Origin of the sequence: Paenibacillus lupini (assembly GCF_011761355.1) — a bacterium.
Taxonomy (GTDB): domain Bacteria; phylum Bacillota; class Bacilli; order Paenibacillales; family Paenibacillaceae; genus Pristimantibacillus; species Pristimantibacillus lupini.
Window position 1 is genome coordinate 1100067 of the sequence record NZ_JAASRW010000001.1, and the last position, 25149, is coordinate 1125215.

The window sequence follows — 25149 nt, forward strand, 5'->3', positions numbered from 1 at the left end:
TCCGCTTCGCCTACAATATGATGAGTCTAGAAATCTAAAGAGGTGAGCCAATGGCAGTCGTAAAATCCAGGAGTAGGGATATTGATATGTTGGCAAGGTTGCTCAGAGCTGAAGCTGAGACCGAAGGTGAAATGGGCATGCTCCTTGTTGGAAATGTAGGCATTAACCGAATAAGAGGGAATTGCTCCGATTTTAAAAATATCCGGACCATTCCTCAAATGGTCGAACAACCGCATGCGTTCGAAGCGTTGCAGCATAGTATGTACTATCAAAGCGCAAGAGATAGGGAACGCCGTCTTGCGCAACGGGCTGTGAATGGCGAGCGGAATTGGCCAGGCGAGTACTCGTTATGGTATTTCCGTCCAGGTTCGTTTGATAATCCCGGACCATGTCCGCCAACTTGGTATAATCAACCGTTCGTAGGACGCTGGAAGAAGCACTGTTTTTATCAACCGACCGTTAAAGAATGTGAAAATATTTATAATACGTAAACGAACATTAGGATCTCTAAACTAGACAAGAACATAGTAAATGCCGCGATTTTAGCGGCATTTTTTATTTATGATGCAAGAGCAATTACTCTTGACAATGCATCTACTACGTGTTACTTTATAGCAGTAGTAAGTAATACTGCATACCAGTCGTACAGAATAGCAAGGAGTGATTGCTCTGGAAAACCTAACGGAAATGCTCAAAGGCGTGCTTGAGGGCTGTGTCCTTGAAATTATAAGCCGCAAAGAAACCTACGGCTATGAAATCACGCGGCAGCTGAACGCCCTCGGCTTCACAGATGTGGTGGAGGGAACGGTGTACACGATACTGATCCGGCTAGAAAAAAACAAGTTGGTGGAGATCACGAAGAAGCCCTCCGACATCGGACCACCACGAAAGTTTTTCGCGATCAACAACGCTGGGCGCGAGGAGCTGCAAAGGTTCTGGGAAAAATTCGAGTTCGTATCATCAAAAATTAACGAGTTAAAGGAGAGAAAATAATGAACTTTTGGGAGAAAATCACCGGCAGCGACATGACTAAAGAATTTAAAAGCTTTGAATCACGAGTCAAAAAGCTACCTGCTGATTATCAGGCGGCATGGGGGAAAATTAATGCTAATCTTTGGCATCACTCGGATTTCACCGGTCGTAACCTCATGCCAATTCTTGACGGTGTGCTAGGCCTGCTCGAAGAAACGGCAGCAGACGGTCAGAGTGTCCAGGAGGTTTTGGGTGACGATATCAAAGGCTTCTGTTCAGCGCTGGCCGGCGAAGAAGGGGCAAAGTCTTATCGCGACAAGTGGCGTGAGCAACTAAACAATAATATCGCTAAAAAATTAGGTAAATAGTTTTTGCTTACGGTGTCCGGCTTATTAAGTAAATAAATTCTTTTTAGGAGGATGTAACGATGAGTATACAAGACATGATCAAAGGCAAAAAAGAGTGGCGAGCACATGTGGCGCGTGTCAAAGCGCTGCCGCAGGATTATCAGTTTGTTTATAAAGAGATTCAAAAATATTTCTTTAAGGTTGGCCCTGTAGAGCTAACCGAAGGGATGGGTTTACTCTCAGGGATTGTCGATCTTTTTGAAGAAGGTGCGGCCTTGGGGAAAGGCGTGCTCGAAGTGACAGGCAGTGACGTAGCTGCTTTCTGCGATGATCTCATTAAAGATTCAAAAACTTATGCTGACATATATCAGGAATCTATTGACGATGCAGTTAACAAGTCCATTAAAAAGGTTACGGATAAAAAAAAGTAAAAGGGGGAGATCGGGTTGAAAAATACGATTGAAGTGAGAGGTCTGCGAAAGTCTTTTAAGGACACAGAAGTCTTAAAAGGTGTCGATTTTGAAGTGAAGCGAGGTGAGATCTTCGCCCTGCTTGGCTCCAACGGCGCAGGCAAGACAACGGTTGTCAGAATCCTCACTACGCTGCTCCAGTCGGATGGTGGAACCGCCGCCGTCAACGGATTTGATGTCGCATCCAAACCTGATCAAGTGAGGCAGACGATTAGTCTGACTGGGCAATTTGCCGCCGTGGATGAAATTTTGACTGGACGCGAAAATCTGATCATGATTGCCAAGCTGAGATACCTCAAGAACTCACGTCAGGTTGCAGACGATATGTTACAACGCTTCGGCCTGACTGAAGCTGCAGACCGTAGAGTGTCTACTTACTCCGGTGGGATGCGCCGCAGACTCGACATTGCTTTAAGCCTTGTTGGAAAACCACAGATTATTTTTCTAGATGAGCCAACCACCGGGCTTGATCCCGAGGCTCGGATCGAGGTATGGAAGATCGTCAAGGAACTTGCCGATGGCGGCACGACAGTACTTCTTACTACACAGTATTTGGAGGAAGCTGAGCAGCTTGCTGACCGGATTGCCATTTTGCACGAAGGCAGAATTATCGCAAGCGGCACACTTCAGGAGCTTAAGAAGATGTTCCCGACCACAAAGGTAGAATATGTCGAGAAACAACTTTCGTTAGAAGAGATCTTCCTTGCAATCGTCGGTAAAAAGGAGGCCATATAAATGGAAACAGAAATAGTAAAAAAGCATTTCTTCATCGATATTAGCGTTATGCTAGGACGTTCCATGCGTCACATTATGCGGAGTATGGACACCATCATCACGGTAACCATCACGCCAATTGCAATGATGCTGCTGTTTGTCTATGTATTAGGTGGTGCCATTGAAACCGGAACAGATAGCTATGTGAATTACCTGCTGCCAGGCATACTCCTCATGGCTATTGCCAGTGGAATATCCTACACGGCTTTTCGATTGTTTACCGATGTACAAAAGGGCATCTTCGAACGTTTTCAAACGATGCCGATTTCACGTTCCGCTTTGCTTTGGGGGCATGTATTGACTTCGCTAGTATCTAACGCCATATCGGTTCTCGTCATCATCCTTGTAGCGCTCCTCATGGGTTTCCGTTCATCCGCAGGAATTCTGCCTTGGCTTGCTGTAGCAGGTATACTCGCTCTATTTACACTTTCCTTAACATGGGTCGCAGCTATAGCTGGACTTACCGCAAAAACAGTCGATGGCGCGAGCGCCTTTTCCTACCCTCTAATCTTCCTGCCATTTATCAGCTCCGCATTTGTGCCAACCGATTCAATGCCTACCGCCGTTCGCGTCTTTGCTGAAAACCAGCCAGTAACCTCTATTGTAGAAACCATCCGCGCATTGCTGTCGGGTCAACCGGTGGGCAATGACATCTGGATCGCGCTTGCTTGGTGTGTTGGCATTATGCTTGTGGCTTATGTGTTTGCTATGAGAGCGTATAAAAAAAGAGTATAGTATCAACTCGTATAAGAAGCCCTCAGCAATGGGGGCTTTTTTGACGTTTTTATTAAGAAAAAATCGCACTCGTTTATAAAAAAATCCTATGTTTGATGTCGGATTCGTTAGGATTGCGTAGGTTTCCGTTATAGTTGTCTACACAGTATGTGATTTAACATAACATAACCTGTCCGACAAACAAGAGTACAAAAAGGGAAAGGGGGATTGCGATGATTGAATTTCAGCAAGTGGAGAAGCATTATGGCGATTTTCATGTACTTAAAGGCATCGATCTTCAAATCGCGCAAGGTGAAGTCGTCGTTGTGGTCGGGCCTTCCGGCTCGGGGAAGAGCACTCTCCTCCGCTGCATCAACCGGCTGGAGGCGATTACGAGCGGCAGTCTGATTGTTAATGAAGTCGACGTCACCGATAAGAAAGCCGACATCAACAAGCTGCGGCGGGAAATCGGCATGGTATTCCAGCACTTCAATCTCTATCCCCATATGAAAGTGATCGACAATATTACACTCGCTCCAATGAAGGCGCTTGGCGTCCCAAAGCCGCAAGCGGCGGATACAGCCAGGATGTATTTGGACAAAGTTGGCATCGATGACAAGGCTGGTGCATTTCCTTCGCAGCTGTCCGGTGGACAACAACAGCGCGTGGCAATCGCCAGGGCACTGGCCATGAAGCCGAAGATCATGCTCTTTGACGAGCCAACCTCCGCGCTCGATCCGGAAATGGTTGGCGAAGTGCTGGACGTCATGAAGGCCTTGGTGCACGAAGGGATGACGATGGTCGTCGTTACGCACGAGATGGGTTTCGCGCGGGAAGTGGCGGACCGCGTCGTCTTTATGGACAAAGGGCAAATCGTCGAAATCTCTCCACCGGAGGAATTTTTCGAGCAGCCTCGCGAAGATAGGGCACGTCTGTTTCTTAATCGCGTGCTGCGCCATTAACGACTTGCGCTCGACCGAACCATCTTACCAAACATGTAATCCTATAACGGAGAGGGGTTTTAAACGATGAAGAAAAGAAGTTGGATGACGCTTGGTATCATACTTACGTTTCTTGCAACGGTCTTGTTGACCGGATGCGGCAACAAAGAAGAAGGATCGAACAACGGAGCAACCGGCGGTGCAAACGGGGATACGCCATCTGAAGCGGCGTCGGCGCTTGGCGAGATTAAGAGTCGAGGAAAGCTTGTTGTCGGCGTCAAATACGACACAAAGCTGTTCGGCTTGAAGGATCCGGCGAGTGGCAACGTTGAAGGCTTCGACGTCGACATCGCCAAGGCGCTCGCCAAGGAAATTCTCGGCGACGAGACCAAGGTCGAGCTTAAGGAAGTGACTTCCAAAACTCGAATTCCGATGTTGAATAACAACGATATCGATATGATTGTCGCGACGATGACAATTACGGAAGAGCGCAAGAACGAAGTCGATTTCTCCGACGTGTACTTTAAAGCTGGTCAGTCTCTTCTGGTAAAGAAGGGAAGTCCGATTAAGAGCATCGACGATATCAAGAAAGGCACGAAAGTATTGGCTGTGAAAGGCTCAACCTCGGTCGACAACATTAAAGCAAAGGTGCCAGACGTAAACGTCCTGGAGTTCGACAACTATCAGGATGCGTTTAGCGCACTCAAAGCCGGTCAGGGTGACACACTGACGACCGACAACGCGATTTTGTACGGTATGGCCGTTCAGGATCCGAACTACGAGGTTGTCGGGGAGCCGTTCACCGACGAGCCGTACGGTATCGCGATCAAGAAGGGTGCAACCGATCTATTGAACAGTGTCAACGAAGCATTGAAGAAGCTGCATGACAACGGCGAATACGACAAGATTTACGAGAAATGGATTGGAAAAGCCCCGTCCGGGGAATAGAGGTCAACAAGTAACAGGATGGGTGGCCAAGCGCCACCCATCTTCTGCATATCGGGAATAACAGGAGGGGATAGCATGCTGGACATATCGATTTTTACGGATCATTTCGGAATCTATATGAAAGGGTTTGGCAACACGATCTGGGCGAGCGTTATTGCTTTACTCGGCAGCTTCGCTCTTGGGACGATCATCGCTGTATTCCGTATTTCGTCCGTCAAGCCGCTCCGGTGGGTCGGGACGGCTTACGTCGAGTTCATTCGGAATATACCGCTGCTGCTAGTCGTTTTTGTGTTTTATCTCGGCTTGCCTTCGCTTGGCGTGACGTTAAGCGGATTCGTCTGCGGCACGGTCGGGCTAATGGTATATACAGCCTCCTTCGTTGCAGAAGCAATTCGGGCGGGTATCATGAGTGTACCGTCAGGACAGACAGAGGCGGCCAGAGCATCGGGATTGACGTACATGCAGACGATGCGCCATGTCGTACTTCCGCAGGCGATTAAAATCGTCATTCCGCCACTCAGCAACCAATTCATCAACCTTGTGAAAAATTCGTCCATTCTCGGCGTCTTCGCCGGATTCGACCTAATGTATTATGGCGATCAGGTTGCTAGCAAGACGTACGCAACTTTCGACACATATATCTTCGTCGCGGCGTTGTATCTCGTTCTGACACTTCCTTTAAGCTTCGCGGCACTACAGCTCGAACGAAGGTTAGCCAAGAATGGATAGTTAGTCAACAGAAATGCCGCGAAGCGCAAACTTCGCAAATAACTTTTAGGAGGATCGGCGGATGGACATTGCTGGCGCTTTCTCTTACCATAATCTCATCTTCATCATGAAAGGCTTTGGCATTACGCTCTGGATTGCTTTTGTAGCGATCGTGTTAAGCTTCGTGCTGGGCAGCGTCACCGGAACACTGCGTTATATGAGAATTCCTGTCGTATCCCAGATTCTCGGCGTGCTCGTCGAGTTTATCCGCAATTTGCCGCTGCTGCTGATCTTGTTTTTCACCTACTTCGCTATGCCGGACGTCGGACTCAAGCTGGGGGTTATGAGCTCTGCCATCGTTGGTCTGGCGGTATTCGAAGCCGCTATGATCTCGGAAATCGTACGCAGCGGACTAAGTTCCATCCCAAAAGGTCAGGTCGAAGCAGCCCGTTCGTCGGGTCTCACTTATATGCAGACGGTATGGCATATCGTGCTCCCGCAGGGACTAAGGCGCATGGTGCCGCCGATTGTAAGCCAGTTCATTTCCCTGCTCAAGGACACGTCACTCGCTATAGTCATCTCGCTCCCTGAGCTGATGCACAATTCAAAGATCGTCATCGCGCAAGATTTCAACTATACTCTTCCAATTCTTGCACTAGTGGCTATCTTGTATTTCGTGGTCAATTACGCGTTGTCGCTTGCGGCAAGGCGCCTGGAAAATAAATGGGGATAAGTATCTTCTGATGACTTAGAATCCCGATAGGAGTCATTCCTATAGCCATACAAAATTGGTCCAAATCCGAAAGCATGCAAATGACCATCGTCGCAATTGTCGTAGCCGTTGCTGGGGAATTCAAGATCAACCCGTTTATCGGTGAGGTTTTTCGTATAGGTCTTGGCAGCAGCGCTTTTCTGTTCCTGCTTCTGTTGATGAGCCATCTGCCTTATTGGCGGACGGGGATTGCCGTAGGCGTAACGGTGCTGCTGTTTCGGGTATCGCTCGACGGAGCCGCCGAGGCAGGCACGTTCTATCTTATTGACAGTGTGAAGACGCACTTCTCCGCCATGCTTTATTACCTCATCTTTGGGGCTGGAATGGCCCTTATTCAACGCAGATTACATCAATTAAATCCACTTATTCTTGGCGCATGTGTGTCGCTGATCGACGTTGTCTCCAATGAAGTGGAGCTTCTGATGCGCAGCGCCACTTTCGGACTTCCGTATTTTCAACCCAATCAATGGTTCCTGATTTCGGTTATCGCCGTGGTGCGCAGTTATTTTACGACTGGAATCTACAGCAGCATCGCCGTGAACCAAATGCGTAGCGTTCATGCCGAACAGCAGAAACGGATCGAACAAATGATCAACGTAGGCAGTGGGCTCTATGGCGAGGTCTTCTATTTGCGCAAATCGATGGATGTAATCGAACAGATTACCGCGAAGAGCCACGATCTGTACGGTCAATTGAACAAGGATGGACTTCATGACTATGGCAGGTCCGTTCTAGGGATTACTCAGCAGATACACGAGGTGAAGAAGGATTCGCAGCGCATCCTGGCGGGACTGATGAAGCTTGTCGATTTGGAGAGCGCCCCAGAAATGACCTTGTCGGAGATCGTCGAGCTTGTGGGGAAATCGAATGGCGAATATAGTCAAATGCTCAAAAAAGAGGTGCGAATCGAGAAAGACGTCGATATCGATTACTCGACCGCACACTACATACCGCTTATCACCGTACTTAATAATCTGGCAGCCAACTCAGTTGAAGCGATCGAGCGGCACGGAGTGATACACATCCATGTACGAGAACGCGAAGGTGAAACCTTTTTTATTGTCAGTGATACGGGGACGGGGATCGCCGAACAGGATCTAGATATGGTGTTCGAGCCCGGGTTTACGACCAAATTCAATCAGGAAGGTGTCGCGGCAACCGGCATTGGCCTTTCGCATGTTCGCGATATCGTCGGCTCGTTCACGGGCAGACTCCTCCTGACGGAACCGGGGCGGGACGCTGAAACCACGTTCGCCGCGGCTTTTCCGACTGTTAAGTTGAAGAAGGGAGTGTAGGCGTAATGCTATCGTTCTGTATTGTGGATGACGATGTGGTAAGCAGGCGGATGCTGCAGACGATTATCGAGAAAGGCGGCGTAGGCGAGGTTATCGGAATGGCGGCGGGCGGCATTGAAGGGAAGCGGCTTGTACTGGACGAGAATCCCGATGTCGTGCTCATCGATCTATTGATGCCGGATCAAGACGGAATCGAAACGATCACCCGGCTGAAACAGGAAGGGTACGAGGGCAAGTATGTCATGATCTCCCAGATCGAGAACAAAGCAATGATCAGCAAAGCGTATCAAGCAGGCATTGAATTTTATATCCAGAAGCCGATTAACCGGGTAGAAGTCAAAGCCGTGCTTGGCAAAGTAAGCGAGCAATGGCGAATGGCCCGCTATCTGAAGGAAATCAAACAATCGATCGCGAAGCTGGATGACCTGAGTTCGGAGCCAACAAGCGCAAGGAAGAAGCACGATGCCAAAGAAATCATACGGATGATCTTAATGGACATGGGCATTATCGGGGAGAGTGGAAGCCATGACATCATCGAGATGATCGATCAGCTGATTGGGCGGCATCAGGGCGGAGGCTTCCCACCACTTAAAGTACTGTATGATATCGGAGCACGGGCGAGCAAGCCAAAAAACGGCGATATGGAGAAGGAAGGGAAGGCGGTTGAGCAGCGTGTTCGCCGGACCGTCATCACGGCTTTATCCAACTTGGCGAGCATTGGGCTTACGGACTACAGCCACCCGAAGTTCGAGCATTACGCGCCGCTTTATTTCGACTTCGAGGACGTGCGACTCAAAATGCGTGAAATCGACGAGAAATGTCCGCAGGAGAAGCGAAAAGTCAATATTAAGAAGTTTCTTCAAGTGCTGTACCTGGAGACACTTGATAAAATGAAAAATCAATAAACAAAAAAGAAATCCAGGCCTCTTGTTAGGAGACCTGGATTTCTTAAGCATTAGAATTGGTTTTACGCCCATATTTAGCTTTTGATTGCGCCGGCCGCAATATCAGAAATAAACTGCTTGCTCACGAACAAGAAGAGTATGATGAGCGGAATAACCGCTAGCATTGTGCCCGCTACAACCATTGCATAATCGGTCACATAAATACCGTTCAGGGACGAGAGCGCCACCTGCAGCGTAAATTTGCTTTCATCGTTCAGGATAATCAATGGCCAGAGATAATCGTTCCAAGAACCGATGAAAGTAAATGCTCCTAGGAAAGACAACGCTGGACGAAGGATAGGGATGGCGACATTCCAGTAGAGCCGGAAGAAGCTGCAGCCATCAATACGTCCTGCATCCAGCAGCTCGGATGGAACGGATTCCTGCGCGTATTGGCGAATCCAGAAAATGCCGAATGCATTGGCCATACCGGGAATGATCAGCGCCTTGAAGGAGCCTACCCATCCGAACTTCGCCATGATGACGAAGGAAGGAACGAGCGAAAGCTGAGACGGCGCCATCATTGTGGCGAGCAGCAGGACAAACAGCCACTTTTTGCCCGGGAAATTGAATTTAGCGAACGTAAAGCCAGCCAGTGAATCGAAGAACAGGACCAGCAAGGTGCTGCAGGATGCCACAAACAACGAGTTGAGAAACGCGCCGAAGAAATCGACGTTATCGAACACTCGCGTCACATTGCTAATAAGATGCGTACCGAACCAAAACTTTGGCGGGAAGCTGTAAATTTCCGCCGTCGTACGCGTGGCCATGACGGCAAGCCAGTAAAAAGGAAAGATTGAAATGACAAGTCCGATAATCAGTCCGATATAGAGCAGGATGGCAGACTTCCTCTTAACCATGCGTATCACCCCGTTTATTCATCTTTGGCACCGCCGCCCTGAACCACCAGCCAGTTAAAGAGCGAGAAAAGAGCAATCAATATGAACATGCCCCAGCCGACAGCGGAACCGTAGCCGAAGTAATTGTTCACAAATGCCTCTCGGTACAGGTAGAGAACGATGGTCAGACCACCACCGCTAACGCCGCCGTCGTTGCCGACGAGCACCTGCGATTCAGTGAAGATCTGCATGCCTCCGATGGTAGAAGTAATGACGGTAAAAAGAATGATCGGCCTTAAATTCGGGATTGTAATGCGGAAGAAGGACTGAATGCCGGTGGCTCCGTCAATTTTGGCGGCCTCATACAGGACTGTAGGAATACTCTGGAGTCCCGCCAAATAAATGATGGCATTGTATCCGACCCAGCGCCAGATGACCATAATGGACACCGCCAGCTGGATGCCCCAGGTCTTGTTCAACCATTCCACGGGGGAAACTCCGAAGACGGACAAGAAATAGTTCAGCAGCCCATAATTGTTGGAGAATACAGTGCTGAACACAATAGCAACCGCAACGAGTGAAGTGACGTTCGGCACGAAGAAACCGATTCGGAAGAAAGTGCGGAACTTAATGAACGATGCATTCAGTAAAAACGCGATGATTAGCGCGAAGAACAGCATCGGTATGGTCGAATAAATCCAAATCAGAAGCGTATTTCTTACCGCTTTCCAAAATTCGGGATCGGTGACCATGAATTGATAATTGTTAATGCCGTTAAAGGTCATCACGCCAATGCCGTCCCATCTCTGGAAAGAAAGATACATAGAGAACAAAATGGGGAATAAGCCGAAGACGGCAAACAAGATATAAAATGGAGAAATGGCCAGGTATTCTCTTCGGTGCTTCCATATTTCAGATGCTAATCCTCGCTTCCGCTCCGAGACTTGCATGGAGCTTCCGGGATCGAATTGGGTTCTGTTCTGTAATGGTTGTCCCATAAGTCTCTACCTCCATTGCCGGAATAGTGTGACTATTTAACGCAGCAGCTCCTTTTTCACTCTGGATAACGCATCTTTCCAAGCTTTATCCGAGTTTTTCCCTTCAAGAGCAACCGATGACAGCTCACGGTTAACGATTCCATTTAGGTTGGAATATTTGGTCCCGAAGTAGGAAGGCTTCACGTTGCGCGCTGACTCCGTAAAAATCTCACCAGTAGCTTGGCCGCCGAAAAACTCCTCTTTCATCTTCATGAGATCCGAATCGAGCGCCTTGGAGGCGGAAGGGAACAGATTGAGATCCTTAAAGCTGGTCACCTGGTTCTCGGAATTCAGGAGCCATTTCATCACCTCGAAGGATTCCTTCGGGTATTTGCTTGTTTTCATAATGGCTAGGAAAGAGCCTCCGTTATTGCCGTCTCCGCCTGGAGCTCTCGCGACGCGCCACTTGCCCGACGTATCCGGAGCCGCATCCATCAGGATTTGTTTACTCCAAACGGCGCCTACGTAGGATGCGATCTTGCCGTTATTCATTGCCGCGTTCCACTCGGTGGAGAACGTTCCTGCATTAGCAAGAAGGTCCATTTGCGAAGCTTTTACAGCCAAGTCCCACGCCTTCTTCATGGAAGAGGAGGGATCCTCACCAATGAAATTTTCGTTTTTATCAAAATAAACTTTATCCGACTGCGAATTGACCTGGTTATACACCTGTCCAATATTATCAAGCAGCTTCACCTTGCCGCCTAACGCCTTCTGAAGCTTCTCGCCTGCGGCGAAGTAATCTTCCCAAGTGTCCATCATAAGGTGAACCTCTTCGGGGTCCGTCGGAAGTCCTGCTTGTTTGAACAAGTCCTCGCGGTAAAATAGGGCGGTCGGGCCAGTATCGATTGGCATAGCGATCATTTCATCTTTCGGCGTCACCCCAAGCTGCCATTTCCAATCGAGGTAGTCTCCCTCGATATCCTTTGCGCCTAAGTCGTATAAATTGTAGAAGCGGTCGGCGCTTGGGAACAGTTCAGTGACCCAGTCGTTAAAAGCCACGATATCCGGTCCGCCACTGCCGGCTGCGAGAGTCGTTTTCAGCTTAGATTTGAAGTCGCCCCCGATTTTTTGGGCGTTGATGCGAATGCCCGGAAACTGCTTCTGGACCTCGTTGATTAAGTTATCGTCCAGACTCCGGTTCCAATACCAAAGGGTAAGCGTTTTCACCTCACTCTTAGATGAAGAACCGCTTGAACATCCGCTAACCATGAAAGCTAGAAGCAATAGACACATTAATAATGCTCGGTATTTTGCCATCGTTATCGGCCTCCCATTGCGGCATTTTGGCACTGCAGCAGCATCACCACCTCCTAATTTCTTGAAGTTGTGTTCGACCTTGAACAACATTATAGACGCAACCCGATCATATTGAAACTCGGCATTCGTGAAATGAGGCGATGGTAGGACGTGGACCAGGATCCATTATATTACCTATGGGTTTATGGTCTTAAGGGGAGATGGAGGGTTGAGATCTGGCCCGGGTATGAAGATATGGAATTCGAATATGCCGGTCTAAAAGTTGACAGGATCTTACCTGGCATGTAATATATGTAGCGTTGTCACATGAACATCTGTTGCGGAAATTCTATATTCTTATCGTATAACCTCGCAGGCCATACACAGGGCGAGGGTTTCTACAGGGAGCCTTTACTTCCTAACTACGACGCCATGAATGAGCTTAATGCTCGTTTAAGGCGACGGAGTTAGGATTTTTTGCGTCCGCAGGCTGTCATGAGACCTAGAACGTGGACGACATGCTAAACAAGTCGACGTATTTCTTGCAAGCAGGGGGTTATTAAAGGAATGAAATATTATATTGCCGTGCTCATGGGAGCTATGAGCTATGGTGTATTATCTACAATTGTGGTATTGGCTTATGGAGAGGGCTATCAACTTGGAGAGGTTGTCGGAAGTCAACTTATGACGGGATTTATTCTATCTTGGTTGCTTGCATTATTCACCAAATTCAAACAAAAGCGCAAGGCACTCAAAACAGACAATAGTCAAGGTTCAACTGCTTCTGCTCAGGTATTTCAAAAGCTTACGTGGAAGCAATGTCTGCTGCTTATGGCTGCGGGCACACCAACGGTCATCACAGGACTCGTATATTATCAATCGCTGCGTTATATTCCCGCATCACTCGCAATTATTCTGTTATTCCAATTTACTTGGATTAGTGTACTGATTCCGGCGGTAATGAAACGCCAGCGGCCCAATAAATTAATGCTGCTTACGTTGCTGATCCTGTTCGGCGGTACACTAATTGCAGCAGGTTTCCTGGAGCAAGGGCATGGCGAGATCAATGTACGTGGTATCGCATTAGGTCTGATGTCCGCAGTTAGTTACTCATTGTTCGTCCTGTTTAATGGCAAGGCCGTACCAACAGCGCATCCTGCATACCGGAGCGCCTGGATGGTAACTGGCGGCTTAATTCTGCTATGCATTTTGTTCCCGCCAACGTTCCTTTTTAATGGGTTGATCTGGAGCCAACTGCTTGTGTTCGGCCTACTCCTAGGCGTCTTTGGAGCATTCATTCCATCCGTACTATTCGCAGCTGGCGTACCTCATATCGGCGGGGATATGGCAGGCATCATCGGGGCGGCGGAACTACCGGTAGCGGTACTTATGTCCTCCATTGTACTCCACGAACATGTAAGTGGAATGCAGTGGATTGGTGTGATTATCGTGCTTATCGGCGTGGCGCTGCCCGAACTATACAAATACCAAATATCGCGGTCAAAATCGATTTATTCTTAATCATGCATAGAAGTCAAAAGAGGTAATGAATGGGCTAGCCTGCCTATTCATTATCTTTTTTTATGTTCAAAAATGTCCCTAGTACTATCTTTACATCGAAGTATCGATCTGCTAGTATAGCTAATTGTTAACCAAGAAACATAAAACTAGGTTAACAATTAAAAGTGGATGGTGAACATTATGCAAACAGATTACGAACGGCTTGCTAACCTGAATAAGGATTATCTATGGAATCCGTTTACTCAAATGAAAGATTACATAACTTCTGATCCACTTATCATTGAACGTGGTGAGGGAATTAAACTCTATGACATGCAGGGACGGGCTTATTATGACGGCTTCTCATCGGTGTGGCTTAATGTACATGGCCATAATGTACCTGAGTTAAATCAGGCAATTACGGATCAGTTAAGCCAAGTTGCTCATTCAACCTTACTCGGAATGGCCAATAGACCAGCGATTGAACTAGCAGAAAAGTTGGCAAAGATTACACCGCGAGGATTAAATAAAGTATTTTACTCTGATTCAGGAGCAACCGGCGTAGAGATCGCGATCAAAATGGCGTTTCAATACTGGCAAAATAAAGGCGTTAAAAGTAAAACAACTTTTATCACAATGAATCAAGCGTATCACGGGGATACAATCGGGGCTGTGAGCGTTGGTGCGATTCCACTCTATCACGACATTTTCCGTCCGATGTTATTCCCTTCGCACGTCATACCCTATCCTTACGCTTATCGTCATGAAGGTGGCGAGAAGTCGGCATTGGATGCAACATTAACCGCTCTTCGTGATCTTCTTGAGACACGCGCCGAGGAGATTGCAGCACTTATCGTCGAGCCAATTGTCCAAGGTGCCAGTGGCATCGTTACGATGCCGCTAAACTGTTTGCGCGAGATGGCGGCCATCTGTCGAAAGTATGATGTTCTCTTGATAGCCGACGAGGTAGCAACCGGTTTTGGCCGGACAGGCGCTATGTTTGCCTGTGAACTCGAAGATGTAAGTCCGGACTTGATGGTAATTGGAAAAGGACTTACTGGAGGTTATTTGCCTGTAGCAGCGACGCTTGCAACGGACGAAATATATCATGCATTTTACGCCGATTACGAAGAACAAAAGACCTTTTTCCATGGACATTCTTTTACGGGTAACCCGCTTGGTTGCGCGGTTGCTTTAGCTAGCTTAAAGCTCATGGAAGAGCGCAACATGATAGAAGGGGTAGAGGCAAAAGCAGCATTTGTCGAGCAAAAACTCTCAAACCTAAAGGACCGGCCACATGTTGGCGATATCCGGCAAAAGGGACTAATGGTCGGAATTGAACTTGTCCGAAATAAGGATTCACGTGAGCCCTACGAGTGGATAGAACGGGTAGGCGTTCGTGCAACACAAAGAGCCAGAGAACTCGGGATGTTAACAAGGCCGCTTGGTAATGTGATGGTCTTCATTCCTCCGCTTGCTAGTACAGAAACGGAGCTAGATGCTATGACGGATATTTTGGCAAAATCCATTATTGACGTCACCGAAGGCGGTTAAGGGAATGAACAAAGCGATTACTAAAGCAACTATACCTGGTTTATTTGTAACGGGTACGGATACGGGGATCGGAAAAACAATTGTGGCTGCCGCTATTGCCGCAATACTTCGTGCCGAAGGGATGGACGTTGGTGTCTGGAAGCCCGTACAATCAGGCGAAAAGATCGGTAACGGAATGACCGATGCCGAAAGACTTTTGCATCTTTCGGGGATCCATGACCGACCCGAAGTCGTTGCACCTTTTACATTCGAAGCCCCGTTAACTCCGATGCTCGCTGCCAAACAGTCTGGGGTAGCGTTAACGCTAAAAGAGCTTATCGCTGCAGGAGCACCGCTCGTTGATCGTTACCAAGCGCTGATTGTCGAAGGTGCAGGTGGCGTCGCTGTGCCGCTGACCGAAGACGCCTTCGTGGCAGATTTCATTGCGGAACTCCGGATGCCTGCGGTGATTGTAGCTCGATCTGGACTAGGTACGATTAATCACACGCTTTTAACCGTTTCCTATCTTAAGAAACTTGGAGTACATATTATTGGCATCATTATGAACGACATCGAACATATAGAGACGATTGACGATCCGAGTATGGCTCATAACGCAGAACTGATTGAACGATACAGCGGACTTAAAGTCCTGGGTAGAATACCCCGTTTGGATAACGCAGGTTATTCGGTAACGTTGATTCCTATTTTTCGAGAAAAAATAGAGCTCGCACCTATTAGAGATGCAATAGCAGCTCAAATCATGGGAGGATGATGGAGATGGAAAGCACGATGACAAATACGAAGTGGCAATTTCTTGCCGAGAAAGCACTGAGTGGCGAACGCCTAACTTTAGAGGAGGGTCTCTCGGTGCTAGAAGCCGACAATGATGAAGTGCTTCTAATCATGAATGCTGCATTTACGGTGAGAAAACATTTTTACGGTAAAAAAGTGAAGCTGAACATGATCATTAACGCTAAGAGCGGCCTTTGCCCTGAGGACTGTGGCTATTGTTCGCAATCGATCGTTTCAACAGCGCCGGTCAGCAAATACACTATGCTCGATAAAGAAACGCTGCTCGCTGGTGCTCGAGAAGCGATGGCTCGCAAGGCAGGTACTTATTGCATCGTAGCAGCCGGGAAAGGACCTACGGATAAAGAGCTTAATCAAGTAGTTAACGCCGTTAAAGAAATTCGGGAGACAATGCCGCTGAAGATTTGTGCATGCCTGGGTATTCTCAAGGAAGATCAAGCTAAGCGACTTGCCGAGGCAGGCGTTCATCGTTATAACCACAACTTGAATACTAGCAAAGCAAACTATCCTTCCATCACAACGACCCACACCTATGATCAACGCATTGAAACCGTAGAGAAGGTAAAGGCACACGGCATGTCTCCTTGTTCCGGCGTTATTATCGGCATGGGCGAGACCCATCGAGAAATCGTGGAAATGGCCTTTGCACTTCACAATCTTAATGCGGATTCAATCCCAATCAATTTCCTGAACGCGATACCGGGAACACCTTTAGAGCATGCAGGCCGAACTCCATCGTTGAAGGCATTAAAGGTACTAGCCTTATTCCGATTTGTTTGTCCATCTAAAGAAATTCGTGTGGCCGGCGGTCGCGAAGTTAACCTCAGTACGCTGCAGCCCTTGTCCTTATACGCCGCAAACTCATTATTCGTCGGAGATTATTTAACGACTGCTGGCCAAGATGTATCGGCCGATCATCAAATTATCGAAGATTTAGGATTCGAAATCGAGTTGAACGCACTGTAAGGCGGTGACAACATGGAATGGATGGAAAAAGAACTCGAATTATTATCAGGAGCCTCATTGGAACGCTCTTTGCGTGAAAGTGGAGTCGCCCAAGAAACTCCCGGTTACGTCTTACGCAACGAACGAGCGATGCTCAACCTTTCTTCCAATAACTATCTCGGACTCGCCGACCATCCTGCCACCATCGAAGCGATGAGAGGCGCCCTCTTATCTGAAGGAGTTGGAGCTGGCGCTTCCCGTCTAGTGACAGGCAATCGATTCCCTTACGGTCAGTTAGAGCAGGCACTGGCCGAATGGCAAAGATGTGAAGCTGCACTCGTAATCGCAAACGGTTATATGGCGAACTCAGGTGTTATTGGTGCGCTTGTTGGGAGAGGAGATGTTGTTTTCAGTGATCGTTTGAACCATGCAAGTATTGTGGACGGAGTCGTTCTCAGTCGTGCGGAGCATGCCAGGTACCGTCATAACGACATGGAGCATTTGCGGACATTGTTGAAGAAGTACCGTAATCATCGGCGAAAATTGATTGTAACGGATGCCATCTTTTCCATGGATGGCGATCAAGCTCACTTACGCGAACTTGTTTCTCTCAAACAAGAGTACGGAGCGATGCTTATGGTGGATGAGGCGCACAGCGGGGGGATTTATGGGAGGCACGGCGAGGGATTATGTCATGAACTCGGACTGCATGATCAAGTCGATATTCATATGGGGACGTTTAGTAAAGCATTCGGCGTTTATGGAGCGTATATTTGCGGCAGCCGTACATTGATTCGGTGGCTAGTTAATGAAGTAAGACCGCTCATTTATTCGACGGCTTTGCCGCCATCACTCGTTGTGGGTATTTCAAAGGCATTAGAGCTCGTCATTTCGGATCATTGGCGCCGGGTGAAATTGTTTGCAGTAAGCCAATTATTTCGTTCTTCGCTTAAACATTCTGGTTTCATAGTCGGTGACGGTGGCTCTCCAATTGTACCGTTAATCGTAGGTAATAATGAAGCAGCTTTGCGTTTTAGCCATGCCCTTGAAGAAAAAGGGATTGCAGCGGTTGCGATTCGTCCGCCAACAGTCCCAGATGGTACAGCTCGCATTCGATTTTCGTTATCAGCCGTACATTCGGAAACAGAACTGCTGGATGCAGCCAATTGCATCCGTTCCATCGGACATCAAATGGGGGTGCTGTGATGACTGTATCTGAAAAGAACGGCACTATCTTATGGTTGACCGGTTGGGGTATATCGGATTCCGTATTTAACAGGTTACGCGAATCGTTGCCAGACTATCATCATGTAGCCGTTGATTATAGTGAAGTTGATACGCATGAGAAAATGATACATCTTACGGAGATGGCAGCAAAAAACATACAACATCCATTGATAATCGGAGGTTGGTCCCTCGGTGGTTTGTTAGCACTAAAACTCGCCGTCTTAGCTGACGGCCTTCTGTTATTTGCAGCGTCTGCACGATTTACTCGTCCCAAAGAGGAGTCCGCCCGTGGTTGGGCGGATGCGTATGTGAGACTGATGATTGCTGGTCTTTCGAAAGATCGAGAAGCGGTAGAAACAAAATTTCGACGAATGATGTTTACAGAAGCGGAACGCGAGGAGGGAATAGAACAGAGAATTCCTTCTCGCCATGATTGGACAACCCCTGCATTAATAGCAGGACTACAGATTTTACGTGAAGAGGAAGTCTTGACTCAATTGCAACATATCCGTTGTCCGGTTTTTCTAGTGCATGGTACCAAAGATACAATTTGTCCATTTGGCGCTGCATTGGAGCTTGTTTCATTAGTACCTCAAGCCAATTTACATACAATCCCTTTAGGTGGTCATGCGCCGTTTCTGGGAAGGGAAGAGGAGATTGCAAAACGATTCAGGAGTTGGTGGCATGAACAATCGAACAACAGCAATTAGGCGACAATTTAATCGTAGTGCTGAGGGCTTGTATGACATTCACGCTGATGTACAGCGTACGATGGCAGCGCAACTTGCAAAGTCACTCATGGGGTGGTTTAGCGCAAGAGATGCGGACCCGCTAATGATGTTGGAAATCGGCTGTGGAACGGGGACTTTGACCGAACTTTTGATAAAACAATGGCCTCAGGCTTCGATTACGGCGCTAGATATTGCACCCACTATGATCAAAGTTGCCGAACAACGCTTTCAATCAAATCAAGCAGCAGATTTACGTTTTATCCAATCCGACGTGGAAATATGGGCTGCCGAAGCCCCATCTGATTCCTTCGACCTCATTGTTTCCAGTGCCTGTTTTCAATGGTTAAGTCATCCGAGGCAAACGATAAGTCATCTTAGGAGAATCCTTCGACCGGGAGGTTTGCTGCTGTTCACGACCTTCGGTCCAGAAACGTTTCGCGAGCTCCATCAATCTTTTGATGCAGTATATTATGCAAACAAGATGGAGCCGCAGCGGCACGGATTATCGGTTCTATCACCAGAGCATTGGAAAGATGTTCTTATAGAAGCTGGATTTTCAGTTATTCATAGCAAACAGGAAATTTATAAGGAAACGTATGCTTCCCCAAGAGATTTCCTTCAATCCGTAAAAGCGATAGGCGCAAGTACTTCTGAAGCTACTAAAATAGAGGGACTAAGCTCTCGGCGCCTGTTCACCGAAATGTATAAGGTATACGAGGAGAAGTACAGTATTCAGGGAGGCGTCATTGCCACATACGAGTTACTTTTAATTGAAGCAGGAGGGAGCGAGTCATCATAATGTCGAATTTTGTCACTCGCTTGTGCATCCGAAAAGTCCCGTTGCCGTGACGATCTATGCCCTGTAAAATGGTTCCTCCATATAGGGGCATCTCCCTATATACGCTCCGTGTTCGGACAGGCATAATAGTCTTGCGTGGCCAACAGGAAAAGTTTACCTGTTTTTTTCAGGACTTTGTTTGTGGCGCTTTTCATGCAAGACAATATTCCGAACGACATGGAGGAGAAGTAAAAGAATGGAGAATTCGAACACTAGAATCAATCATAGAAGACAGCTCGCTAATGCGGTGTTGGCCGTCATGCTGCTTCTCGGCCTCTTCAGTATTCAAGTCCAGCCGGCACACGCCGCTTCGGTACCGCGACTGGTAGTAGCAACTCCGACGGCAAATTCCTTCGTGCCTGATCGCATCTTTGTCCGAGTTACAGTCAATTCCCAGGTGCCCATCGCTGAAACAAAGGCCACGGCTGGCAGCATGCCCGCGGTCAGCTTAACGAAACAGTCCGCCATATGCGTAACGTCCTGTGATTACACTGGTTGGGTCGATGTCTCCTCGCTCCCTTGGGGGGATTTCACCTTGACGCTTGACGCGGTTGACGTCGATGGCATCTCTAGCGCTCCTTTCGCCATAGCGCTCAAGCACAACAAGGCTCCGGTGATTCATCCTGATACACCGCTTCCATTCGAAGTCGCTGACCCGAACCTGGCGGTCAACGTTTCTTGCGCTGATGATAATCCCGGTACGGATTGCAGCAGTCTGAAGCTTAGCATTAACGGAAAGCTGTTGGCCTCCGGTACGAACGCTATCATGGAGACGCTTTCCGCGGAACAGTGGCTTGGCCAGGCGGCTACTGTTCAGCTTAGCGCCTCCGACGCAAGTGGGTTGACCAGCACGCAGTCATATCCGATCTATGTCGAGAATGTCTCAAACCTGACAACCATTTCGAAGGAAGCAGGCCTTGTGCTTGACACAGACGATTCTCGCACGCTGCTATGGAATGCCTATGATCATCGACTGCGCATTCACCACCGGAATACGAACGAAGTAGAGATGTTGCCGCTGCTCGTACCGGAACAGACACAGCTTAACGTCCGGCTCATTCCCGGCGGCGCAATGGGCAGCGCGTTCGATGCAACCGGATTCGACTTACCCGACGGCTTCTATCGGAAAGGTCTCGACCCGCTGGGGAAATATTCAACTTTCGTATGGCGGAACAGTCAGTTACAATCCCTTGCCGCGGACGATATTCGTGTGAAAGGAGATTGGGCAGCCTACCATGCGCCGGGAGGAGGACTTCGTGAGCTGACGCTGGAGAACACCGCGTCCGGGGAAGTGGTCTCCGTCGGCTTCACCGACCGGTTTGATTATGCGCTGGACGATCACGGCACGCTCGTGTTCGGACGAGCTGGCAAGCTGTTTCGATTCACGGACGGAGCCGCTGCCCAAATTACGCCTAATGACGGGTTCATCTACCGCACACCGGTTATGGACGGCAGCGTACTGCTCTACGCACGGGATGACACTTCGACGAACAGCTCCACTCTCGTCATCGAGCGGGATGGTGCTGCAGCCGATCTTGCCGGAGCATCTGCCGTGCAGGGGGATTATCTAACGGCAGGCGGGTGGATTGCCTATACGGTGTATACGGAGGCCGGGCAAAAGCAGCTGTGGCTGCGTTCGCCTTCCGGAGAGGATGAGCGGTTGACGCCGACCAGCACCGCCGACAGCCATTTTGTTGCACTTTCGGATGCAGGCGAAGCCGCTTACACCTATGACGCCGGTATCTGGTTGAGCCGTCTTCAAGAGGATGGCAGGCTGCCATCCGAGCGGATCGTTACGGATAAAGCGAAGATGTATTGGAAAGATCGGTGGCAAGTTTACCTTGGCACCACATGGTACGAGGTGCCGGGGACGGACCCTGGCACGGATCCAGGTACAGATCCAGGAACGGATCCAGGAACGGATCCAGGTACAGATCCTGGCACCGATCCTGCACCAACGGCTGACCTCGACGGCAATGGCCAGGTCAATCGACAGGATGCTATTGAATTCCTGCGCACATTCGGGACGAAACGAGGGCAGTTCCATTATGATCCCAAAGCCGATTTCGATGCGGACGGCGTTATATGGAAGCCGGATCTGATCGCATTTGTGAAAGCAGGACATTTTGGACCGGGATTAAAAATAGCCTTAAAAAAAGGCGCCGCCGACATCGCGAGCGCAATCGACTTGACGTCGATTTTTCCCCGCAAGTAGTCCGTTCACCGGGAGCAACGAAGAGCTATCCTCGAAGCGTCTGCTTCTAGGATAGCTCTTTGTTTTCTTCAAGCGTTATTCTCACGGACAGTCTTTCATTGAATACAACCTTACATTTTGTTACAATTCATCAGGATATATTTAGGAGGGGAATGTATTCCTTCTATCAACTACTAGAAGGATAATGGGAGGTTTGAAATGAAGGTCAAACGAATCGTCGCAAATATAAATACGAAGGATATCATGGCAGCTAAATCCTTCTACCAGGATGTACTCGGCCTTGATTTAATGATGGATCATGGTTGGATTAGAACATATGGTTTAAACGAGGAAATGAGCATTCAAATTAGTTTCGCATCACAGGGTGGCTCAGATACGCCTACACCTGATCTATCAATTGAAGTCGATGATGTCGATGCTATATTAGAAGGCATGAAGAGAGCTGGATTTCCGATAGAATATGGGCCTGTTGATGAGCCTTGGGGTGTTCGACGATTCTATGTCCGCGATCCATTTGGTAAGCTTATCAACATTCTTGCTCATTAATATGGCCAATCACTATTAACTCCTCAAAATCTCGGCAATAGTTTTGATTCCCTGATCGATCTGAGGCTCCGTTACATTCCCAAACCCCATAATTAATCGATCTTCAAACTTTCCTTTAACAATAGAGTACTTTTCAGCAGGATATATCTTAATATTCCGCTCCTCAAGCTGCGATGTCAGAAGAGAGTCAAACCGATGTCCGCATAATTCGGCGATCAAGTGTAACCCTGCAGCATCACCTGATATTTTGACTTGGTTGCCGAACGTTTCGGATAAGCTGGCTATGAGACGATTTCTTCTTTTGCCGTAAATACGCTTCATGTGGGAGATGTGGCGTTCCAAGTGATGACTGGCAATAAATCTAGCAAGGATGACTTGGGACAATGTTGGGCAATGCATGTCTGTTACCCGCTTTAACTGAAGAAGAGGAGAGACTAATTCGTGTGGTACCACCATATAGCCCAGTCTTAGCGCGGGGAACATATTTTTACTGAAAGTCCCTACATAAATGACTCTCTCCGAGTCCAGCTCCCTTAGAGCATGAAGCGGCATTCCGGCGTAGCGGAATTCACTGTCGTAATCGTCCTCGATTATGTAACAGCCGGTTTGGCGGGCATAATCTAAAAGTTGCAAACGGCGTCCAATGGACAAAATACTGCCGAAGGGAAATTGATGGGATGGAGTAACAAAGATGCACTTCGGATGCAAATGAGTTGGCAGATTATCAACATTCAGGCCATGATCATCTACGGTAACTGGGATTATGTTAGCGCCAGTTGATGCGAAAATATAGTGGATGAAGGTAGCGGTCGGATCTTCTGTCACTATGGCATCATTAGGTTTTAATAAAAGCTTGCACAATAAAGCAATAGCTTGAGTAGCGCCGGCCGTCACGATTACCTGCGAAGGGGCACATTGAATCCCTTTGGTATGTAGTAAAAGCTGACATATGCTTGTGCGAAGTTCGATATTGCCTGCGGGATCATCATATCCAAAATCCCATGAATGAGCACTTTCATATACGCCAAGGGCGGTTTCCTTCCACTTTTTACGCGGAATGTGCTCCAGAGCAGGGAAGCTCGGACGGAAGTCAATGCCATCGAAGCGATTTGGATATTCCGCAGACTTGGATGATTCGAAAGCTTCGCTTACGTGGGACTGAGTCGAAAACGAATTGCGTCTCCCCAAATCTACCACATAAGTACCTGAGCCTTGACGGCCTTCTAAGTAACCTTCGGCTATTAGCTGCTCATAGACTTCTACAATCAGTGCGCGAGACACTCCGAACTCACTTGCAAGATCTCGGGTGGAAGGGAGCCTGCTGCCCGATGTATATAAGCCCTGAAACAACCGATCACGCAGCAAAGTATAAATATGTTTGGTTTTAGTAGCAGAAATATTTGGTTTAGGGTGGAGCGGCATTGATAGTGCCCCCTTATAATAATTGGTATGTTAAGTTTGAAGCCAAAGTGGTACTTATTGATACCAATCTAACATGATAACATGGGAGTTACAAATTTAAGGATTTAGTAGCAGAGAGGTGAAGCGATGAATCAAGAGATCACCCCAAGGAGAAAAACCAAACATAAGGCGGCTGGCCGCCTTATGGTCACAGCCCTTTTCTTGGCCTCTCTGAATTTGCGCCCGGCGATAAGCTCTATTTCTCCCGTTATCGGGAGGATACATTATTGGCGCGCTTGGCCCAATTCTCAATGGTTGGATCAATGATTTGACCCATCAATTCAGATTGGCCATATTGGGATTGATCATCATTACACTAATGTTAATGACGGTTCAAGTGCTCATAATCCCGCGCAAAGTGAAAAAGTCAATCGAAACTACCATGTGAAATTGACACAAGATGAGAACAGTATTGGAGGTCGTTATATGAAAATATTCGTTGCTGGATCTACCGGTGTAATTGGCCGTTTGCTACTTCCTAAATTGGTGCGGGCTGGCCATGAAGTCTTTGGAATGACCCATTGCGTGGAACGCAAGGCATCTATTCAAGCTTTAGGGGCAAAGCCTATCGTCGTTGATGCTTTTGAACGGGACGATATCCTAGGAGTAATCGGGGAATTACGACCTGATGTAATCATTCATCAGCTTACTTCTCTGAGCAATTGGAATCTCGAGGACAATGCCAGGATCAGAATAGAAGGGACTCGGAATCTTGTAGATGCCGCCAAGGCTGCAGGTGTTAAGCGATTCATCGCACAAAGTATTTCTTGGGCTTATGAACCAGGTGATCATCCTGCTACGGAAGAGGTTCCCTTGGACTTACAGGCACCCTTGCCGCGGAAATCGACTATAAATGGTATTATTGCGCTGGAAAGGGCTGTAGCGGAGGTACCGAATCACGTTATTTTGCGGTATGGGATGCTCTACGGACCTGAAACCTGGTACGATAAAAGAGGGGTCATGGCGGAAAAAGTGTTGCAAAGGCAGCTGCATGCAAACGACGGAATCACTTCCTTCCTTCATGTGGAGGATGCTGCAAATGCAGCTATGCTGGCATTGGATTGGCCTACGGGCTGGGTAAATATAGTAGATAACGAGCCTGCTGCTGGAACACAGTGGCTGCCTGTTTATGCTGATGCGCTGCAAGCCCCTGAGCCGGAATATCAACCTGGCAGAAATAGGGGGGAGCGCGGTGCATCGAATACCAAAGCGCAAAACGAATACGGATGGGTTCCGTTGTACCCGACATGGAGATCAGGATTCGGGCAAAGCTTAAGATGAGGTTTACCTCTTAATTGATCCGAAGTATCCCGTTAAATAACAAAAAGAAAGGAGCCGCTTAT

At 48.1% G+C, this 25149-nt stretch carries 26 protein-coding genes and 1 riboswitch; of the genes, 22 read left to right on the top strand and 4 right to left on the bottom strand.

Annotation, left to right across the window (positions count from 1 at the left end; genetic code table 11):
• The first annotated feature begins 50 nt into the window (after positions 1–50).
• The 12 genes from FHS17_RS05465 (at position 51) to FHS17_RS05520 (ending at position 8846) form a co-directional block, all read left to right on the top strand.
• Positions 51–491, top strand: coding sequence for a cell wall hydrolase (locus FHS17_RS05465; protein ID WP_167275971.1), 441 nt, complete (start codon positions 51–53; stop codon positions 489–491).
• A gap of 196 nt (positions 492–687) precedes the next feature.
• On the top strand, positions 688–993 hold the full coding sequence (locus tag FHS17_RS05470; RefSeq protein ID WP_167276488.1) for a PadR family transcriptional regulator: 306 nt from the start codon (positions 688–690) through the stop codon (positions 991–993).
• Entirely contained in the window at positions 993–1340 is a 348-nt protein-coding gene (locus FHS17_RS05475) for a DUF1048 domain-containing protein (protein ID WP_167275976.1), read from the top strand. Before FHS17_RS05470 ends, FHS17_RS05475 begins: the two co-directional genes overlap by 1 nt.
• Positions 1341–1399: 59 nt before the next feature.
• The gene (locus tag FHS17_RS05480; protein ID WP_167275980.1) at positions 1400–1750 is read left to right on the top strand and encodes a DUF1048 domain-containing protein; all 351 of its coding nucleotides are present in this window, start codon (positions 1400–1402) and stop codon (positions 1748–1750) included.
• Between the two features lie 15 nt (positions 1751–1765).
• Complete coding sequence (locus FHS17_RS05485; RefSeq protein WP_167275985.1) at positions 1766–2524, top strand: ABC transporter ATP-binding protein; 759 nt, start codon at positions 1766–1768, stop codon at positions 2522–2524.
• On the top strand, positions 2525–3298 hold the full coding sequence (locus FHS17_RS05490) for an ABC transporter permease (RefSeq protein ID WP_167275989.1): 774 nt from the start codon (positions 2525–2527) through the stop codon (positions 3296–3298).
• 212 nt (positions 3299–3510) lie between these two features.
• Complete coding sequence (locus FHS17_RS05495; protein WP_167275993.1) at positions 3511–4239, top strand: amino acid ABC transporter ATP-binding protein; 729 nt, start codon at positions 3511–3513, stop codon at positions 4237–4239.
• Between the two features lie 66 nt (positions 4240–4305).
• Positions 4306–5166, top strand: coding sequence for a transporter substrate-binding domain-containing protein (locus FHS17_RS05500; RefSeq protein ID WP_167275997.1), 861 nt, complete (start codon positions 4306–4308; stop codon positions 5164–5166).
• A gap of 75 nt (positions 5167–5241) precedes the next feature.
• Positions 5242–5895, top strand: a complete 654-nt coding sequence (locus tag FHS17_RS05505; RefSeq protein ID WP_167276001.1) for an amino acid ABC transporter permease — start codon at positions 5242–5244, stop codon at positions 5893–5895.
• A 61-nt stretch (positions 5896–5956) separates the two neighbouring features.
• Entirely contained in the window at positions 5957–6607 is a 651-nt protein-coding gene (locus FHS17_RS05510; protein ID WP_167276004.1) for an amino acid ABC transporter permease, read from the top strand.
• Between the two features lie 80 nt (positions 6608–6687).
• The gene (locus FHS17_RS05515; protein WP_243865176.1) at positions 6688–7941 is read left to right on the top strand and encodes an ATP-binding protein; all 1254 of its coding nucleotides are present in this window, start codon (positions 6688–6690) and stop codon (positions 7939–7941) included.
• A 5-nt stretch (positions 7942–7946) separates the two neighbouring features.
• On the top strand, positions 7947–8846 hold the full coding sequence (locus FHS17_RS05520; protein WP_167276009.1) for a response regulator: 900 nt from the start codon (positions 7947–7949) through the stop codon (positions 8844–8846).
• A gap of 74 nt (positions 8847–8920) precedes the next feature.
• Here FHS17_RS05520 and FHS17_RS05525 read toward each other — a convergent pair whose 3' ends face one another.
• From FHS17_RS05525 to FHS17_RS05535, 3 genes are read right to left on the bottom strand one after another with little or no spacing between them, the layout of a single operon-like run.
• A complete protein-coding gene (locus tag FHS17_RS05525; RefSeq protein WP_167276014.1) occupies positions 8921–9745 on the bottom strand; it encodes a carbohydrate ABC transporter permease in 825 nt (274 codons plus the stop codon).
• A gap of 14 nt (positions 9746–9759) precedes the next feature.
• Positions 9760–10722, bottom strand: coding sequence for a carbohydrate ABC transporter permease (locus FHS17_RS05530; protein WP_415639917.1), 963 nt, complete (start codon positions 10720–10722; stop codon positions 9760–9762).
• 36 nt (positions 10723–10758) lie between these two features.
• Positions 10759–12018 (bottom strand): ABC transporter substrate-binding protein, encoded by a 1260-nt coding sequence (locus tag FHS17_RS05535; protein ID WP_167276017.1) that lies wholly within the window; start codon positions 12016–12018, stop codon positions 10759–10761.
• 319 nt (positions 12019–12337) lie between these two features.
• A riboswitch (purine riboswitch) is annotated at positions 12338–12442 on the top strand.
• 122 nt (positions 12443–12564) lie between these two features.
• On the opposite strand from FHS17_RS05535, the gene FHS17_RS05540 reads away from it, so the two are divergent.
• The 9 genes from FHS17_RS05540 to FHS17_RS05580 all read left to right on the top strand — a co-directional run bounded on the left by FHS17_RS05540 (position 12565) and on the right by FHS17_RS05580 (position 22345).
• The gene (locus FHS17_RS05540; protein WP_167276022.1) at positions 12565–13518 is read left to right on the top strand and encodes an EamA family transporter; all 954 of its coding nucleotides are present in this window, start codon (positions 12565–12567) and stop codon (positions 13516–13518) included.
• A gap of 180 nt (positions 13519–13698) precedes the next feature.
• Positions 13699–15051 (top strand): adenosylmethionine--8-amino-7-oxononanoate transaminase, encoded by a 1353-nt coding sequence (gene bioA, locus FHS17_RS05545; protein WP_167276025.1) that lies wholly within the window; start codon positions 13699–13701, stop codon positions 15049–15051.
• Entirely contained in the window at positions 15029–15805 is a 777-nt protein-coding gene (gene bioD, locus FHS17_RS05550) for a dethiobiotin synthase (RefSeq protein ID WP_243865177.1), read from the top strand. The genes bioA and bioD overlap by 23 nt, the downstream gene beginning before the upstream one ends.
• Before the next feature lie 5 nt (positions 15806–15810).
• On the top strand, positions 15811–16809 hold the full coding sequence (gene bioB, locus FHS17_RS05555) for a biotin synthase BioB (RefSeq protein WP_167276029.1): 999 nt from the start codon (positions 15811–15813) through the stop codon (positions 16807–16809).
• 12 nt (positions 16810–16821) lie between these two features.
• Positions 16822–17994, top strand: coding sequence for an 8-amino-7-oxononanoate synthase (gene bioF, locus FHS17_RS05560; protein ID WP_167276034.1), 1173 nt, complete (start codon positions 16822–16824; stop codon positions 17992–17994).
• Positions 17994–18725: an alpha/beta fold hydrolase gene (locus tag FHS17_RS05565; protein ID WP_167276037.1), complete on the top strand. Its 732-nt coding sequence runs from the start codon at positions 17994–17996 to the stop codon at positions 18723–18725. The genes bioF and FHS17_RS05565 overlap by 1 nt, the downstream gene beginning before the upstream one ends.
• Positions 18700–19545, top strand: a complete 846-nt coding sequence (gene bioC / locus FHS17_RS05570; protein ID WP_167276043.1) for a malonyl-ACP O-methyltransferase BioC — start codon at positions 18700–18702, stop codon at positions 19543–19545. Before FHS17_RS05565 ends, bioC begins: the two co-directional genes overlap by 26 nt.
• A gap of 235 nt (positions 19546–19780) precedes the next feature.
• Positions 19781–21799 (top strand): hypothetical protein, encoded by a 2019-nt coding sequence (locus FHS17_RS05575; RefSeq protein ID WP_167272092.1) that lies wholly within the window; start codon positions 19781–19783, stop codon positions 21797–21799.
• 198 nt (positions 21800–21997) lie between these two features.
• Positions 21998–22345, top strand: a complete 348-nt coding sequence (locus tag FHS17_RS05580) for a VOC family protein (RefSeq protein ID WP_167276046.1) — start codon at positions 21998–22000, stop codon at positions 22343–22345.
• Positions 22346–22360: 15 nt separating this feature from the next.
• Here FHS17_RS05580 and pdxR read toward each other — a convergent pair whose 3' ends face one another.
• Complete coding sequence (pdxR, locus tag FHS17_RS05585; protein ID WP_167276051.1) at positions 22361–23767, bottom strand: MocR-like pyridoxine biosynthesis transcription factor PdxR; 1407 nt, start codon at positions 23765–23767, stop codon at positions 22361–22363.
• Positions 23768–24232: 465 nt separating this feature from the next.
• On the opposite strand from pdxR, the gene FHS17_RS05590 reads away from it, so the two are divergent.
• The gene (locus FHS17_RS05590) at positions 24233–25087 is read left to right on the top strand and encodes an NAD-dependent epimerase/dehydratase family protein (protein ID WP_167276056.1); all 855 of its coding nucleotides are present in this window, start codon (positions 24233–24235) and stop codon (positions 25085–25087) included.
• The last annotated feature ends 62 nt before the right edge of the window (positions 25088–25149 follow it).